This window comes from Exiguobacterium sp. s145, from assembly GCF_018618835.1.
Taxonomy (GTDB): Bacteria; Bacillota; Bacilli; order Exiguobacteriales; family Exiguobacteriaceae; genus Exiguobacterium_A; species Exiguobacterium_A artemiae.
The window spans coordinates 20,437-36,501 of sequence record NZ_JACSMV010000013.1 but is presented as its reverse complement, the minus strand read 5'-3'; the positions used below and the strand labels follow the sequence as shown (position 1 = coordinate 36,501).

12 protein-coding genes are annotated in these 16,065 nt (G+C 48.6%); 3 read left to right on the top strand and 9 right to left on the bottom strand.

Annotated elements, in window-relative coordinates:
- Positions 1-63: 63 nt before the first annotated feature.
- Both mprF and KNQ07_RS10700 read right to left on the bottom strand, forming a co-directional pair.
- Positions 64-2,622, bottom strand: a complete 2,559-nt coding sequence (gene mprF, locus KNQ07_RS10705) for a bifunctional lysylphosphatidylglycerol flippase/synthetase MprF (protein ID WP_214766575.1) — start codon at positions 2,620-2,622, stop codon at positions 64-66.
- Positions 2,619-3,974 carry an MATE family efflux transporter gene (locus KNQ07_RS10700; RefSeq protein ID WP_214766573.1) on the bottom strand — a complete coding sequence of 452 codons (1,356 nt, stop codon included), beginning with the start codon at positions 3,972-3,974 and terminating at the stop codon, positions 2,619-2,621. The genes mprF and KNQ07_RS10700 overlap by 4 nt, the downstream gene beginning before the upstream one ends.
- A 96-nt stretch (positions 3,975-4,070) precedes the next feature.
- Here KNQ07_RS10700 and KNQ07_RS10695 point away from each other — a divergent pair, with 96 nt between their 5' ends.
- Complete coding sequence (locus tag KNQ07_RS10695; protein WP_214766571.1) at positions 4,071-4,853, top strand: CHAD domain-containing protein; 783 nt, start codon at positions 4,071-4,073, stop codon at positions 4,851-4,853.
- Here the strand turns inward: KNQ07_RS10695 and glsA are convergent.
- The 3 genes from glsA to KNQ07_RS16320 form a co-directional block, all read right to left on the bottom strand.
- Positions 4,850-5,782 carry a glutaminase A gene (gene glsA / locus KNQ07_RS10690; RefSeq protein ID WP_012369379.1) on the bottom strand — a complete coding sequence of 311 codons (933 nt, stop codon included), beginning with the start codon at positions 5,780-5,782 and terminating at the stop codon, positions 4,850-4,852. The genes KNQ07_RS10695 and glsA overlap by 4 nt on opposite strands.
- 146 nt (positions 5,783-5,928) lie before the next feature.
- A complete protein-coding gene (gene clpB, locus KNQ07_RS10685) occupies positions 5,929-8,502 on the bottom strand; it encodes an ATP-dependent chaperone ClpB (RefSeq protein ID WP_214766569.1) in 2,574 nt (857 codons plus the stop codon).
- 7 nt (positions 8,503-8,509) lie between these two features.
- Entirely contained in the window at positions 8,510-9,376 is an 867-nt protein-coding gene (locus tag KNQ07_RS16320; RefSeq protein WP_114596944.1) for a DnaJ C-terminal domain-containing protein, read from the bottom strand.
- Positions 9,377-9,568: 192 nt separating this feature from the next.
- Here KNQ07_RS16320 and KNQ07_RS10675 point away from each other — a divergent pair, with 192 nt between their 5' ends.
- Positions 9,569-9,760, top strand: coding sequence for a YwbE family protein (locus KNQ07_RS10675; RefSeq protein WP_012369376.1), 192 nt, complete (start codon positions 9,569-9,571; stop codon positions 9,758-9,760).
- A 64-nt stretch (positions 9,761-9,824) separates the two neighbouring features.
- Here the strand turns inward: KNQ07_RS10675 and KNQ07_RS10670 are convergent, their stop codons facing one another.
- The 3 genes from KNQ07_RS10670 to KNQ07_RS10660 form a co-directional block, all read right to left on the bottom strand.
- A complete protein-coding gene (locus tag KNQ07_RS10670) occupies positions 9,825-11,000 on the bottom strand; it encodes a M20 metallopeptidase family protein (protein WP_131504461.1) in 1,176 nt (391 codons plus the stop codon).
- 12 nt (positions 11,001-11,012) lie between these two features.
- Positions 11,013-11,867: a MurR/RpiR family transcriptional regulator gene (locus KNQ07_RS10665; RefSeq protein WP_214766567.1), complete on the bottom strand. Its 855-nt coding sequence runs from the start codon at positions 11,865-11,867 to the stop codon at positions 11,013-11,015.
- Positions 11,868-12,085: 218 nt separating this feature from the next.
- Complete coding sequence (locus KNQ07_RS10660; RefSeq protein ID WP_026829293.1) at positions 12,086-13,264, bottom strand: CamS family sex pheromone protein; 1,179 nt, start codon at positions 13,262-13,264, stop codon at positions 12,086-12,088.
- A gap of 134 nt (positions 13,265-13,398) precedes the next feature.
- Here KNQ07_RS10660 and KNQ07_RS10655 point away from each other — a divergent pair, with 134 nt between their 5' ends.
- Positions 13,399-13,971: a class D sortase gene (locus KNQ07_RS10655; RefSeq protein WP_114596947.1), complete on the top strand. Its 573-nt coding sequence runs from the start codon at positions 13,399-13,401 to the stop codon at positions 13,969-13,971.
- Positions 13,972-14,064: 93 nt separating this feature from the next.
- Here the strand turns inward: KNQ07_RS10655 and ligA are convergent, their stop codons facing one another.
- Positions 14,065-16,059 (bottom strand): NAD-dependent DNA ligase LigA, encoded by a 1,995-nt coding sequence (gene ligA / locus KNQ07_RS10650; protein ID WP_214766565.1) that lies wholly within the window; start codon positions 16,057-16,059, stop codon positions 14,065-14,067.
- Positions 16,060-16,065: the final 6 nt, after the last annotated feature.

Sequence of the window (16,065 nt, the reverse complement as noted above, 5' to 3'; positions counted from 1 at the left end):
CTTTATACATTTAATCAACTATGAAAAAGAAGATTCCGGAGTCTAGTCCAGAATCTTCTTTACTTACGGCAATAAAATCCGGTCTTTTTTCTTTGAAATCAGACGTGTCGCTTTTAAAATCGCAATCGTTAACGATTGACGTTTACGGTATGCGAGGTAACGTCCTTCCCACTTCGGATCATATTTTTCCTTATAGCGTCTCAGCCCGGTAAAGCTGTACATGTAGCGGATGTTGTTGAATACATCGGCAGCTACACGTTCCTGCCAAAATGATGTTTCGTCCTCACCAACTGATGAGAGCGGAGCCATTCCCATATTAAAGGTATGGTAGCCCTGCTCAGTCGCATAGTCAAACAAGCGGATAAACATGGCATCCATAATCCCGTTCGGACCATCCGGACGAAAACGCATCAAATCAATCGAGAGAACACCTTCCTGATACGCCGGCATGAATGTCATGAAGCCAAGCATCTGCCGATTGGCATCACGCATGATACCAATCGGGGCTTGATTCAAATAAGACTCGTTGAAATAGCCTAATGAAAATCCTTTTTCGGATTTCCCTCCTAACCATTCATCCGAGACGTCACGTAATTGGTTCAGCAACGCTTCACTGAACGGAGGTGATACGACTTCAAATGTCATGCCTTCCCGTTCAAAACGATTTTTAATGGAACGTAATCCGGCCCGTTTTTTCCCGGAAACGGTAAAGGTCGTCATGTCGACGATCGCCTCTTCACCAAGCTTAAAGAAATTAAAGCCGAAATCATGATACAACGACATGTTCTGTGCCTGAATCTGATAGATGTTCGGGATATAACCTAAATCCTCGACACGCCGTAAGAAACAGGCAATCAACTGGGAATGCTCTTCCGGATTTCCGCTCGGATCACCAAGCATCATAATCCGGTTTCCGGTCTGACTGAACTGAATAAATGAACGTCCGGATTCGGAGAAGAAAAAGCGTTTATCGCCGAGAAAAGCCAGGTGACTTAAATAATTTCCCCCTTCTTCCGTCAAGACATCCTTAACTTTTTGCAGATCTAACTTTTCACCCAAGACCGGCTGATTAAAGGTATTGAACAAACGAATGAAGACGAGTGTGTAGACAAGTGCAAAAATCGCTGCACTCGCGGCAAACATGAAGATCTCATGGGCAGGATACACCCTTGTCCCGTCAGCCGAACCGAGTGTGTAAAAGGCGTATCCGAAAAAGATGAATCCACCGAGGTATAAAAAACCGGCAAAAGCGGCCCGGATCAGTCGAGTCGTCGTGATCAGCGTCCGTTCACGATGAAAGGCACTTCGTGACATCGTCACTAAAACCAGTACGATCAACACGACAGACAAGGAAATCAAGTTAAATCCGCGCAGTGCCATCCCGATCAAAGCAAAAGCCGAAACACCATAAATCATATACAGCGAACGTTTCGTCCGTCGGTACAGAGACGGGGCAAGCAGTACATACAACAAGCCGGCCATCAAAAAGAAACTGTTCGCAAGCAGCAACAATTCATGCGGCAGACGGGCTTCCAAGTATTCATACTGCGTCGAGTTAGGCGGTAAAATCGCCAACCCCCAAATCGCGATGCCTGCGAGTAACGTAATTAAGGCTAACGTAAAATGTCGTACTTTACTTAAAAAGCGTAACTGAAGCCGCCAAATGACACCACCGACCTCAACAGACGGACCGACAATCGGTTTATCCTCAATCATCTTGACGACCGGACCACTGAACTCACGCGCCGAGAAAATGACGCCGATCACGAATGGAATCAAATAATACACCAGACGATAAATCAGCAATCCGGTAAGGACGATACCTTCTTCGACACCGGCGCGCTGCATGCCAATCAAAAAAACCAAGTCGAACGAACCGAATCCACCTGGCACCATCGAAATCAATCCGGCAGTTGCGGCGATGATGAAAACACCGATGACTTTAGAAAAACTGACATCCGTTCCGAGTGCCGCCAGAATGAAATAGACGACGACTCCCGCACTGAACCATTCCGCCAGTGAGACAAGCGAATAGAGGGCAATGGATGACGGACGGATACTGCTGCTCCCCCGTCGGAAAGTAAACAACAGATAGACCGGGAAGAAAAAGGCAACACCGATGATGACCGGCCATAACCATTTCTTTAAATCCAACACTTCAAACGCCGGAAAAACGTTTAATAAGGATAATGCCGATAAAATCGATAATCCGCTGATCAGTGTCGGAGCCATCCAACCGATGGCTTTCAATAACCGGGTTCCTTCGACGAACGGTCGATAGAGGGCTGTTCTGACGCCCATTCCGGCAAGTCCTCCAAAACCGATGATCCCGTTAAACGAGTTGGCAATCCAAGATGCCCGGAAAATCAGCCCGATCGGAACCTTCACTTGAAGCGAACGCAATAAAAAGAAATCGTAAAAAAACATCGTCGCGACCGCTGCAAGTCCCGACACAATCAATAAAATGAACTTCCAGGACGGAATTTGCTGAATCGCCCGAATCGATTCTTTTAACGATAAGCTTCTTAATTCGTTTTGTCCCTGATAAAAAATGAACGCAATCAAGACAATCGGCAAAATGATTTTCGCCACCGTCAGCAAACGTTGTTTATTGAATCTCATTTCGCGACCTCCTTTGATTTTCTGACAAGATGCATCAGGCGCAACAACAGCAGACTGGCTCCGACAGCGAGTCCGATGATCAAACCCCACCAATATCCGTCTGGTCCAAGTTCCGTAAACCGCTCAAAATAAAATCCGAGTGGCAGTCCGATGACCCAGTACGCGGTAATCGTCAAAATAAATGTGACGTTGACATCCTTAAATCCGCGAAGCGCCCCTTGAGTGGGTGCTGCGACCGCATCGGACAATTGAAAGAAAATCGCTAAAATCATGAAATGAGCCGCCATTTTGATGACCGCCGGATCGTTGCTGTAAAGTGCCGCAATCCGTTCATTTTGAATGTACAGCAATCCACCTGAGAAAAGGGAGACAACCAGGCACAGCAACAGGCCAATCCATACGTATTGAACAGCGTCCTTGACCCGTTTGGCACCCATTTCGAACCCGACCGTGATCGTCAGGGCTGATGCGGCCGAGAGCGGAATCATATAGACGAACGAAGCAAAGTTGATGGCTGCCTGATAGGCTCCAATGACGACATCGCCGTAGGCGCCAAGCAGCAAAGTCACAGCTGAAAAGATACTGACTTCCGAAAAAATCGCTAAACCGATCGGCGCACCGAGCAAGACCAGTTCCTTGATTCTCTTTACATCCGGTCTATAAAAACGACGGAGAATCCCGAGCCGTTGAAACAGTTCGCCTTTTAAGACGACACCGACAACCGCGATACATAAAATCCAGTAGGTGATGGCTGTCGCCACGCCTGCTCCGATGCCGCCTAGTTCCGGGAAACCGAACTTTCCGAAGATAAACAGATAATTGAAAGCAACATTAATGGGTAAAGAGAATAATAATAACGTCATCGTGATGTTCGACTTTCCTAACGAATCAATTAAGGTACGCAGGACAAAAAAGACGAACATCGGAATAATTCCAAAACCTAACATGACGAGATAGATGCGGGCAACATGACGTGCCTGATCCGATAATTCCATTTGGTTCAAAATCGGATTCACGAGCACCAGTCCTAGTACAATCGTCAACACGATGATGACGACGGACACATATAAAGCCTGAATCACAATCCGCTTCACTTCTCGTTCTTTTCGTGCCCCCATTGCTTGGGACACAAGTGGCGCCACGGCTAATAAAATCCCTGTCAATCCTGTGTAAACCGGTGCCCACAGACTGGCTCCGACGCCGACGCCTGCTAAATCAGCCGAACCGTATCGACCTGCCATGACCGTATCAAAAAAACTAATTAAGTAAAACGCTACCTGTGTAACCAGAATCGGAAAGAAAATTTTCATGAACTGTTGAATCTTTCCCGATAGCGTAGTTGTCTCTAACATTGTTCCACCACATTTCAGGGCCATCTGCCCCCTATTTTTATTAAAACATCCAGGTTCGCTCTTTGTTCTACGTAAATTATTTAAGGAGGGATTCATTTGAATCATCGTGATGCGGAAAATCTAACTTTTGAATTACTTGAGACCTGGTCGACATTTAATCATTATGCCGAGGAAGCCCAAACATTTAAAAACCCGGAAGACGTTCACCAGGCGCGGATCCGTTTACGTAAATTAATCACATTCGCGAAGTTGGTGGATCAAACGGAGGAACCGATTTATCTCATTTGGAAACGATTGATGGCTGCATTCGGTCAAGTCCGGGATCTTGATGTCCAACTTAGTCAACAAGCTGTTACTTCTCCCATTGAACAGTTATTCGCGGAACATCTTGCCTTACAACTGCAAGGCAAACGGGCCACGTTACTGGAAACGATGCATCTGTTGATTTCTGATGAACTGGACCGCTCCGTCCGTCGATTTTTAGCCGGCCGGTTAACAAAACAATTAAAACGGATTGATGAAAAAGATCTTCTTCAGACAGCTGAAAAACGATTTGATAAAAAGAAACTTCACTATGAAAAAATTCAGCATAAGGAAGGGAACAAGCGGATTCAGATGATGCATGAGTTACGGCTTGCAACGAAGTTTTACCGCTATACGGTCGAGTATTTACGTCCTTATACCGATTTTCCGAAATCGTCCGTCGACCGGTTAAAACGGATTCAAACCCAATTAGGTGACATCAATGATACGTATAACCGCCTCGAACGCTGGCGTCTTTTCAGCGTTCCTGACGACCAGCTTGCGCAACAACAAAAAGAAATCACCCGTCTTGAGAAAAAGCTTTCGAAACTGCTCGATCAACTGTCGTTTGATTAAGGATGACGCTGGACGAGCAACTCCAGCATCTTCGTTCCGGCAATCGAATTTCCTTTCAGGTCAAGTGCCGGTCCGAAGATACCGATTCCAAGGTCCGCCATGTCGAAGTCACTGCGACCACAGGCCACGATGGCACCCGATACCCCGCTTTTTCCGGGTAACCCGACCTGGACTGAAAATTCACCGGACGCATCGTACATGCCGCATGTCGTCATGATCGCCCGGATAATCCGTGCATTCCGGCGGGAGATGACTTGATTCCCGGATGGTGTTTTTCCGGACTGACTTAAGATTTTCCCCATCATTGCGAGTCCTTTACAATTGGTCAAAATCGCACACTGCTTCGTATAGACATCGATGATTTCTTCCACGTTTCCTTCGATGACTCCATGATACCGCATGAAGTACAGCAGAGCCCGATTTAAGTCGGTCGTCTCGAATTCGGATTTAGCGACCTCTGCGTCGTATTTGACCATATCAAGTTCGATGTCCAGCAGATCGGCAATGAATTGGCGTAACCGGTTCAGCTTATCGGCGGCGTCTTCCCCCGGTAACATGCTCGTCACCGCGAGTGCACCGGCATTGATCATCGGATTAAGGGGTTTCGTCGGGATCGTCTCTTCAAGCTTCGCAATCGAGTTGAATGCGTCTCCCGTCGGTTCCATACCGACCTTCGAGAACACGTAATCTTCACCAAATGTCTCGAGGACAAAGGCTAACGTGATGATTTTTGAAACACTTTGTAAGGTGAACATCGTTTCGGCATCTCCCGCTGATACAAAACTGCCGTCTGCATTACAAACAGCGATTCCAAGCTGGGTCGGTTCCGATTTTGCCAGTTCTGGTATATAACTCGCCACCTGTCCAAGTACGGTATAGGGGCGACATTCAGCGATCAACTCTTCTAGTTGTTGTTGCGTTACGTTCATCGTAGTCCCTCTTCCTGTCGTTTTCATTAGCTTATCATGCTTTTTCGTCACGAGATATGCCGTTGTTCTTTTTAGTTTTCCCTCTCATGAAAAAGGTCGTCTCCCCTCTGACAGTCAGAGGATGAGACGACCTTTTGAACTATACTTTAGCGGATAACCAATTCTGTACCGTCTGTATCAATCGCGACATGCGAACCATCCTGGATGGAGCCACTAATCAGAGCCCGTGCCAGTTTCGTTTCAATCGTCCGCTGGATGTACCGGTTGATTGGACGTGCACCGTATTGTGGTTCAAACGCCTCGTTGAAAATTAACGTTTTTGCCGCTTCTGTTACATCGATTGTAATTTCACGACCGGACAGACGATCTGCCATCTTGCTGACTGCTTTGTCGATGATCCGTTCGATTTCCGCCCGGTGGAGAGGATGGAAGAGGATCGTGTCATCAATCCGGTTCAGGAATTCTGGCCGGAAATACTTTTTCAGCTCTTGACGGACCGCTTCTTCTTCTGCCGCATCAATCTCCCCGTCTTTTGCCGCTTCGAGCAAAATATTCGATCCGATGTTAGATGTCATGATGACAATTGTGTTCTTGAAATCGACCATTCGTCCTTGAGCATCAGTCAAACGGCCATCGTCCAATACTTGAAGTAAAATATTAAAGACGTCACCATGTGCTTTTTCGATTTCGTCAAACAACAACACCGAATACGGACTCCGGCGGACGGCTTCCGTCAATTGACCGCCTTCTTCATAACCGACATAACCGGGAGGTGCTCCGACCAGGCGGGAAACATTGTGTTTCTCCATGTATTCGGACATATCGATCCGAACGATGTGTTCCTCACTGTCAAACATGGCTGCTGCGAGAGCTTTCGCAAGCTCCGTTTTCCCGACCCCTGTCGGTCCAAGGAACAGGAACGAACCGATCGGACGATTCGGATCTTTGATTCCCGCCCGTGCGCGGATGACAGCATCCGAAACCAGCCGGACTGCTTCATCCTGACCAAAAACACGTTCATGCAACGTATCTTCTAAATACAGTAACTTTTCGCGTTCCCCTTGTGCAAGACGGCTGACGGGAATTCCCGTCCACTTCGACACGATATCGGAAATTTCTTCGTCTGTCACAGCTTCCCGGACGAGTTCATGCGAGACGTGTTCCGCTGATTCTTCCGCCACTTTCAACTGATTTTCAAGTGCCGGAATCTGTCCGTATTTGATTTCAGACGCTGTATTCAAATCATATCGTCCTTCTGCTTCCTGAAGAGCTAGTTTTGCTTTTTCAAGATCTGCCCGCAACTGCTGAACGTTTTGGGAACTGTCTTTCTCGCGTTCCCATCGTGTCCGGAGCGCACTTTCGTCTTCCCGGACAGAACTGAGTTCCTGTTGCAGAGTCTCGAGTCGTTTCCGGGATGCTTCATCGGTTTCTTTTTTCAGTGCTGCTTCTTCAATTTCAAGTTGCATGACACGTCGGACTAACGAATCCAGTTCTGCCGGCATCGATTCCATGTCGGTCCGAATCATCGCACATGCTTCATCGACTAAATCAATCGCTTTATCGGGCATGAAACGGTCCGTGATGTACCGGTCTGACAGGATGGCTGCCGCAACCAGGGCATTATCATGAATCCGGACACCATGATGGATTTCAAACCGTTCTTTCAGCCCACGTAAAATCGAAATCGTATCTTCGACATCCGGTTCCGCGACCAGCACTTGTTGGAAGCGGCGTTCAAGTGCAGGATCTTTTTCGATGTACTTCCGGTATTCATCTAAAGTCGTCGCACCGATACAGTGCAGCTCGCCGCGGGCAAGCATCGGTTTCAGCATGTTTCCGGCATCCATCGCGCCTTCGGTCTTCCCGGCACCGACAATCGTGTGCAATTCGTCGATGAACAACAGAATCTGTCCTTCTGCTTCCTTAACTTCATTTAAGACCGCCTGAAGACGTTCTTCGAATTCACCACGGTATTTGGCACCCGCGACAAGCGTACTCATATCGAGGCTGAACAACTGTTTGTTTTTCAGACTCTCCGGTACATCACCCCGGACAATCCGTTGGGCCAGGCCTTCGACGATTGCCGTTTTCCCGACTCCCGGTTCGCCGATTAAGACCGGGTTATTTTTCGTTTTCCGGCTGAGAATCCGGATGACCCGGCGAATTTCGTCATCCCGTCCGATGACCGGATCCGTTTTACCGGACCGGAAATCCGCGACGAGATCCCGCCCGTATTTCTTCAGGACATCAAAGGTCGCTTCCGGATTTTTCGTCGTCACCTTCCGATTACCGCGCATTTCAATGATTGCTTCTCGCAAGACCTGTTCCGTCACACCCTGGCTCCGCAAATATTGTGTCGCCGGACTCGACTGTTTCACAAGACCTAACAGCAAATGCTCGACAGATACGTAATCGTCCTGCATCAAACGGGCTTCGGTTTCCGCTTCCGTCAAGACCTGCAACAAGGAGTTGCTGATGCGCGGCGTCGAGGATTGACCAAGCGCCGGTAACCGTCCGAGTGCTTCATTGACGCCTGTCTCCAGCTGATCAATCCGTTGGTCGAGCTTCTCAAAAACAATCCGTGCAATCCCCTCTTCTTGTGAAAGCAGAGCCAGCAACAAGTGCCACTCTGTAATCTCACTGTGTCGACGCTGTTTGGCAATGGCTTGTGCCGATACGATGGCCTCATGTGCCCGGTCCGTTAATTTTTCGAAATCCATTTTCCCGTCACTCCTTCACAGATAAACGATTTTCCCACTCTTCATAAAACGATGGTTCCATTTCCGGCAGTTTGACTTCCAGTTGAACCAGCAAGGCACCGCGGTGTCCCTCCCGGTTACTGAGTCCCCGATTCGGGATCCGCAGACGGGCTCCCGGTTTTGTGCCGGGCTTGATTTTTAATTTGACACGTTTTCCTTCCAACGTATCTGCCACGACTTCTCCCCCGAGAACAAATACCGTCGGATAGACACGGACAGTCGAAATGACGTCGGTTTCCTGCCGGCGGAATTGCTCATCATCCTTCAGATGAATCGTCACGTACACATCTCCCGCAATTCCTTTACGGTTGCGTTTCGAACTTTTCCCGCGTAACCGTACTTTTTTCCCGTCATATAAATCTTTCGGCAGACTCATTTGAATGGCTCCTGTCGCCAGTCGGATCGTCACCTTGTCATTCTGACTGAGATGACTTAACGGAACCGTCAATTCGAGTTCTTCGTCCGTTTCTTCCGGTTCTTGACTAAAAAATGACCCGAACATATCTTCAAATCCGAACGATTGCCCTGCCGATCCGGTCGATCGGGATTGACGCCCGTTGAATTGGCGGAAAAGATCGTCATAGTCGGCTGACTGTCCATACCCCGCTCCAGCCATCCGTTCATAGTTACTTCCATATTGATCATACTGTGCCCGTTTTTCTTCATCCCCGAGGACATCAAACGCTTCCTGGATATCTTTGAAACGCTGATCCGCACTCGCTTCCTGATTGACGTCCGGATGGTATTGTTTCGCAAGCTTCCGGTATGCGCGTTTGATTTCCTGGTTCGATGCTGTCTTCTCGACACCAAGCGTTCGATAATAGTCTTTCGCCACGCTGATCACTCCCTTAACTTTTTGTTCTGTATCTTAATTATAGAATTGGTTAGCCAATTGGTCAAATATAGTCAAACTTTTTTTGACGATTCTTTTGTTCTTTTCACTTTACGCATTTTCCTCAAACAAGTTTCGCTCCGGGAAACCATGATATACTGACAACTAGCATTATGAAAAAGGAGCGATCAAGACATGGATGGTAAAAAACGCGCCGATGTTAAAATCGGACAACACGTCAGTATCGTATTAAAACAAGACCAGCGGACAGGTAAACGGACGGAAGGAATCGTCAAGGACCTGTTGACCAAGTCGCCGAATCACCCGCACGGAATCAAAGTCCGTCTCGAAGACGGACAAGTCGGTCGGGTTCAGGAAATCTTATAAGACAGCACATGAAAAAGACACCCGTTTTCCGGTCATCATCTGCCGGAGAACGGGTGTCTTTTCGTCAATTACTGGACTCTTCGAGGTAACGTAAGGTCACTTCGATTAAAATACGGGCTGCATGCTGCATCGCCTGCTCTTCAAAGTCAAACTTCGGGTGGTGATGGGGATAAAAGGTTTCGTCGCCTGCTCCTGTGAAGAAAAAGGTGCCGGGTACTTGTTGCAGATAATACGCGAAGTCTTCGCCACCCATCGTCGGAGCAATTTCAAAGACGTGATCCGCACCCATGATGTCAGACGCAACGGTCCGTAAAAGGTTCGTTTCTTGCGGATGATTGACGACCGCCGGATATCCTCTTTCGTACGTAAACGAATAGGTCGCCCCTGCCGCGTCACACACGCCTTTAATCGTCCGTTCCATTTCGTGGACGATTTGCTCAGCGACTTCCGGATCAAATGTCCGGATTGTCCCGGTCAGTTCCGCACTGTCGGCAATGACATTAAACGTATTCCCGGCATGCAGTGTTCCGATGGTCAAGACCGCTTGTTGAAGGGGATCGAGTCGGCGGCTGACGATACTTTGCAACTCTTTGACGACCGTCGCCCCGAGTACGACGGCATCAATCGTTTCGTGTGGCTTCGCGCCATGTCCCCCGCGCCCGAACAACGTCAACTCGAACTTATCGGCCGCTGCCATGACAGGACCGATCCGGTAACCAATCGTTCCAAGTTTCGTCGTCGACCACAGATGGGTTCCGAAGATGACATCGACACCGTCGAGGCATCCGTCGGCAACCATGTCCCGTGCCCCGCCCGGAACGACTTCTTCCGCGTGTTGGTGAATCAAGACGACGTTCCCTGCCAACTGTTCTTTCTGACGGACCAGAATTTCGGCGACGGCAAGTAACGTCGCTGTATGGCCGTCATGTCCGCATGCATGCATGACACCGGGCACGGTCGACCGGTAATCGACGGTTTTTTCATCCTGAATCGGCAACGCATCAAAGTCTGCCCGCAGTGCGACCGTTTTTCCCGGTTTTCCTCCGCGAATCGTTCCGACTACCCCCCGGCCACCGACACCGGTCCGGACTTCAATCCCAAGCTCCGTCAATCGATCCGCAATGAATTGCGGGGTATCGACCTCATGAAACGACAACTCAGGATGTTGATGTAAATACCGACGCCGTTCGACCATCACTGGAAATAACTGCTCCACCATCTCTTCCACTGTCTGTTTCATTATGTACGCCCCCTATTTTTTACTGTGCAACATCTTGACGCTTTCCCGTGTATACTGCAGCCGTTCGATCGTATCGTCATAATGGACGGCAGCATAGGATAAAAACAACACATCAATCGCAAACAACTGGGCGAGACGCGAACTTAAGGCCGCACTGCGTAACGGCGCTTCCGGCGCCCGTGACGTCCATAAGGCGATATCCGCCAACTGGCTGACCCGGTTATCCCCGAACCGCGTCAAACTGATGACTTTCAGCCCGCGAATCTTGGCAAGCCGGATTAACTCGACGACTTCCTCGGTTTCACCACTGTAAGAAATCGCAAAAAAGACATCATCCGGACTGGCGTTCGCAAGAATCGTCGCGACGAGATGTTGATCCGATTCCTGAATCGTCAGTTTCCCGACGCGTGTCCATTTTTGGGCAGCATCCAGCGCGACGACGTTCGATGCCCCGATTCCGTAAAAGTAAATGGCGCGTGCCTGGTCCAAGACGTCCGTCGCTTCGGCAATCCGGTCTTCACTCAATTGTTTCGCCGTATCTTGTAAGGCTTGAATGCTGTTGCTGACCGTCTTTTCCACTAAGTCAGCAGGCCGTTCATTTTTTTCAATATCATGATACCCCTTTAAATCGGTTCGTGCCGTATCCGCTGAAATCCGCATCCGCAGTTCTGGATATCCTTTTAAACCGAGTGCCCGGCAAAAACGGACGACCGCTGCGGCACTTGTTCCCGATTCCTCGGCTAAATGATGAATCGTCATCCCCGCGATTTCATTCATATGCGCTAAAACAAAATCAGCGACTTTCCGCGAAGAAGAAGGCAACTCTTCGTGGACGGCGCTAATCTGTGAAAAAATACCACCTTTCATGCGACCCGCTCCCTTACCATGGATTAAAACAGGCGAATCCAGCGTGTCTCTGCTGATTCGCATGATGCTTCTTTTCTATTATGCGCTTTCAAGACGACTTTCGTAAATCTAAAGAAATCTGACAATAGTAAATCGTTGTTTTGTTGTGCTTAAAAGTCAGCTTAGACTCAACAAAAAAGACTCCTGCTTGCGCAAGGAGCCTGTCTGTTCAAATGAAATCAACGGATTTTGACAATCGGTTTTTTCGTATCCGGCTCGATGAATAACATCGCTTCCGTATCGCCGTTCAAGTTCGTGACGGTAATCGTTGTCGGGACATTCCGATTGTATTCCCAACGATTTTCGAGCAAGTAGGTCACATATTGAATGAACGCTACGAGTTCTGCTTTTCCGTAAAACTGAACCGGAATCTTGATTTCCAACTTCTTCAGTTCACCTTCCTGATAAAAGCCTTCTCCCATCATACCGGTGTAGTTCGGGAAATAGTCTTCGAGGCGGTCCTTGAACAAATCAAACTTCGCGGCATCATCACGGACATCGTTCGTCGCGGCACCCGATGGGTAGTAATAATATTTTTCATCATAGTTCTTCCAGTCGTTCGAACTGATCTGATTGCCGCGCCCGATAAAGGCGGAAGATACATAATGTCCGGAAACCGGTGACCCTTCACTTTCCTGCAAATACAAGGCGACGTGGATCGGTGTCGTTTTGATACCGTCCGTTTTCCGCATTTTCTTGACCAATTCATTTGCCATCCGTTTTCCTTCTGCGATGACTTTTTTCTCGTCGAGTTTCACGGTATAGGTCGGACCGTAGTTTTCATCCTGGAAAACATATTCGCTGTTTAAGACTAAAGCGACGGATGTCCCGCCGAGTTCGAGTTTTTTATCTTCTTCCAACATGTAGTCCTGTTCCAAAATGTGCGATAGAATCAAAGGAGACTTTTGGTTTTTTTCTTTGTAAGACTTTCCGGTCGTATAGGCAGGGTTCAAGCCGTTCGGATCACTGACACCATCCCCGGCTTTTCCTTTTCGTAACAACCACTGGGCAATTTGATCGGCCTCGAGCAGTTGTCCTTCTTGATAATAGTATTTATCCGGAGCAAAAAATTGAGTGGAGTGACGCATCAATCCGGTCTCGATTTCATCCAGCTCCAGGCGTGAACTGACTCGTTTTTGTGTCATCCCGCGAGCGACACTCGGCCGGAACGGTAAGACGGTCCGGTAATAGGAATCGGTCGTATCAATCGCCGGACTGACGACAGCCTGGACTTCTTTTCCTTGTTCACTCTCTGTAATGACTTCTTTTGTATCGCTTTTTTGTGATAAATCAAACGAACACGCGCCGAGGAATAATGTACTCGTCAACGTCAACGCGACTATTTTTTTAGATTTCATCTGTTTTCGCACCCCATGTTTTCAAAATCGTTCTCTCTATCATAACAGAATAGTTTTCCATCGGGGAAGGTGTAGTTTTTCCCTGATTTTCAAAAAAGTATATCCTGCTTTTCAGCAGATGAAAGGATTTTTTTATGAAACGACGACTTCTTGGTCTTCTTCTTTTGATTGCCGGCATCCTGCTCATTCTTTGGCCGATGTATACCAATCATCAAAAACAACAGGCCGCTGACGAACTAAAACAGCAATGGACACAAAATTTAAAGGCGGTCGATGCCAAGGAAACGAAGAAACCGGTCGCAACAAACGGTAGCGGCTTACTGACGATTCCATCACTTGATTTTGAACAGGTCATCTTAGAAGGTGCTTCGACGACCATTCTTGATCAAAGCATCGGTCATCTGAAAGGAACCGGCGCGCCCGGTAAAGGGAATTACGCCTTAGCGGGACACCGAAGTTTCACGAAAGGACTGCATTTCAACCGTCTGCCCGAGTTGAAAACGGGTGCACATGTCATCGTGACGACAAAAAGTCATCGGTATACCTATCAAATGAAGACCTCACAACTTGTCAAACCAACGGATTTGTCCGTCTTAAATCAAGACGTCAAGCAAGCAACCCTTACACTGATTACGTGTGATCCGCCGGAAACGGCAACCAATCGTTTGATTAAACAAGGGATTTTAATCAAAACCGAATCGTTGTAATTCTCCGTACACTTCAATACGAAACAGGGAAGGCGCATGATGCATGCCACCTCCCCTGTTTTTATTTAAATCATCTGTTTGACGGATTTTCTGTTACCCTTCGTATTTCGCCAACTCTTCAAGCAATTGTGTTTCATTCCAAATCTCGATTCCGAGCGACTCGGCTTTCGTTAATTTCGAACCGGCTTTTTCTCCGGCTACCAAAATGTCCGTTTTCTTACTGACGCTGCCGGTCACGTCCGCACCAAGCAACTCGAGCCGTTTCCCGGCTTCTGAACGCTTCAGTGATTCGAGCGTTCCGGTCAACACAATCGTTTTACCGGCGAGCGGTGCATTCGATTGATCGACCCGTTGTCCGAGAAACTGTTGGTTCAGTCCGAGTTCTGCTAAATCCTTGATCAAGGCTTGCGCTTCCGGATGTTCAAAATACTTCGTCACAGAATCGGCAATCTTACTGCCGATTCCATCAATCGCTAAAATATCTTCATATTCCGCCTGTGCGATGCCGTCGAGTGAATCAAACCGCTCTGCCAGCAGGTACGCCGCTTTTTGACCGACCAATCGAATCCCGAGACCAAACATCAACCGTTCCAAAGAATTTTGCTTCGACGCTTCAATCGCAGTCAGAAGATTATCGACCGACGTTTCACCCATCCGTTCATACGTCAACAATTCATCCCGGTCGAGGCGGTACAAATCGGCGAGCGTCCGGATGGCTTCATGTTCATACAATTGACGCACGACTTTTTCGCCGAGACCGTCGATATTCATCGCTTGACGCGAGACGAAGTGAATGATGCCTTCGACAAGCTGGGCCGGACACTCCGGACTGACACACCGAATATCCGCTTCGCCTTCCAATCGAACAAGTTCCGACTCGCAGGCCGGACAATGAGCCGGAAATTCGATCGGTTGTTCGTTCCCTGTCCGTTCTGAAACGACGACGCTGACGACTGCCGGTATGACGTCTCCGGCTTTTTTGATGATGACTTGATCGTGCAGTCGAATATCTTTTTCCGCGATGAAGTCCGCGTTGTGCAATGTTGCATAACTGACGGTTGATCCGGCGACGACGACCGGCGCAAACCGGGCGCGCGGCGTGACTTTCCCTGTCCGTCCGACACTGAAATCAACTTCTTCGACTGTCGTCATGACTTCTTCTGCGGCAAATTTATACGCCGTCGCAAAGCGGGGACTTTTCGCTGTGAAGCCAAGTTCTTCCTGATCGTCATACCGGTCAACTTTCAGGACGATACCGTCGATTTCATACGGTAAATTAGAACGTTCCATCGTCCAGTGGGCAATGTAGGCTAAAATCTCTTCGACCGTCTCACACGTCTGCATCTCCTTGTTCGTCGGTAACCCGAGCTCAGCCAGCTGAAGCATCGCTTCGCTGTGCGAACGGGCACTCAGTGTATTGACACCGACACCGTAGACGAATAAGGACAGATTGCGGGATGCCGTAATCGACGAGTCGAGCTGGCGTAAGCTCCCTGCTGCTGCATTACGCGGATTGGCGAACAAGGCTTCCTCACGTGCTGCCCGGTCCGCATTCAAGCGTTCAAATGATTGTTTCGGCATATAGGCTTCCCCTCGGACTTCGACCGTCTCATTTCGACGTAACCGAAGGGGTAAGGCTTTGATTGTCCGCAGGTTTTGTGTAATATTCTCGCCGACCGTTCCGTCGCCCCGCGTCGCACCACGGACAAGTTGTCCGTCTTCGTACTTCAAGGAAATCGCAAGTCCGTCAAACTTCAACTCTGCCACATACGTCGTCGACCGGCCGAGTGAGCGTTCGATGCGGGCGACCCACTCCCGGATTTCTGTTTCGTCAAAGACATTGCCGAGCGATAGCATCGGTAAATCATGAGTCACCTTCTCGAAGGCATCGAGCGCCGCAGCACCGACGCGTTGCGTCGGTGAATCTGGCGTGATCAGTTCCGGATGTGCCGTTTCAAGTTCCGTCAGTTCCCGTAACAATTGATCATAGGTGCTGTCCGGAACAGTCGGTTGATCCTGCACGTAATATTCGTAACTGTATTGGTTCAACTTTTGGCGTAATTCCTCGATTCGTGCCTGTTCTATCATCTTGAC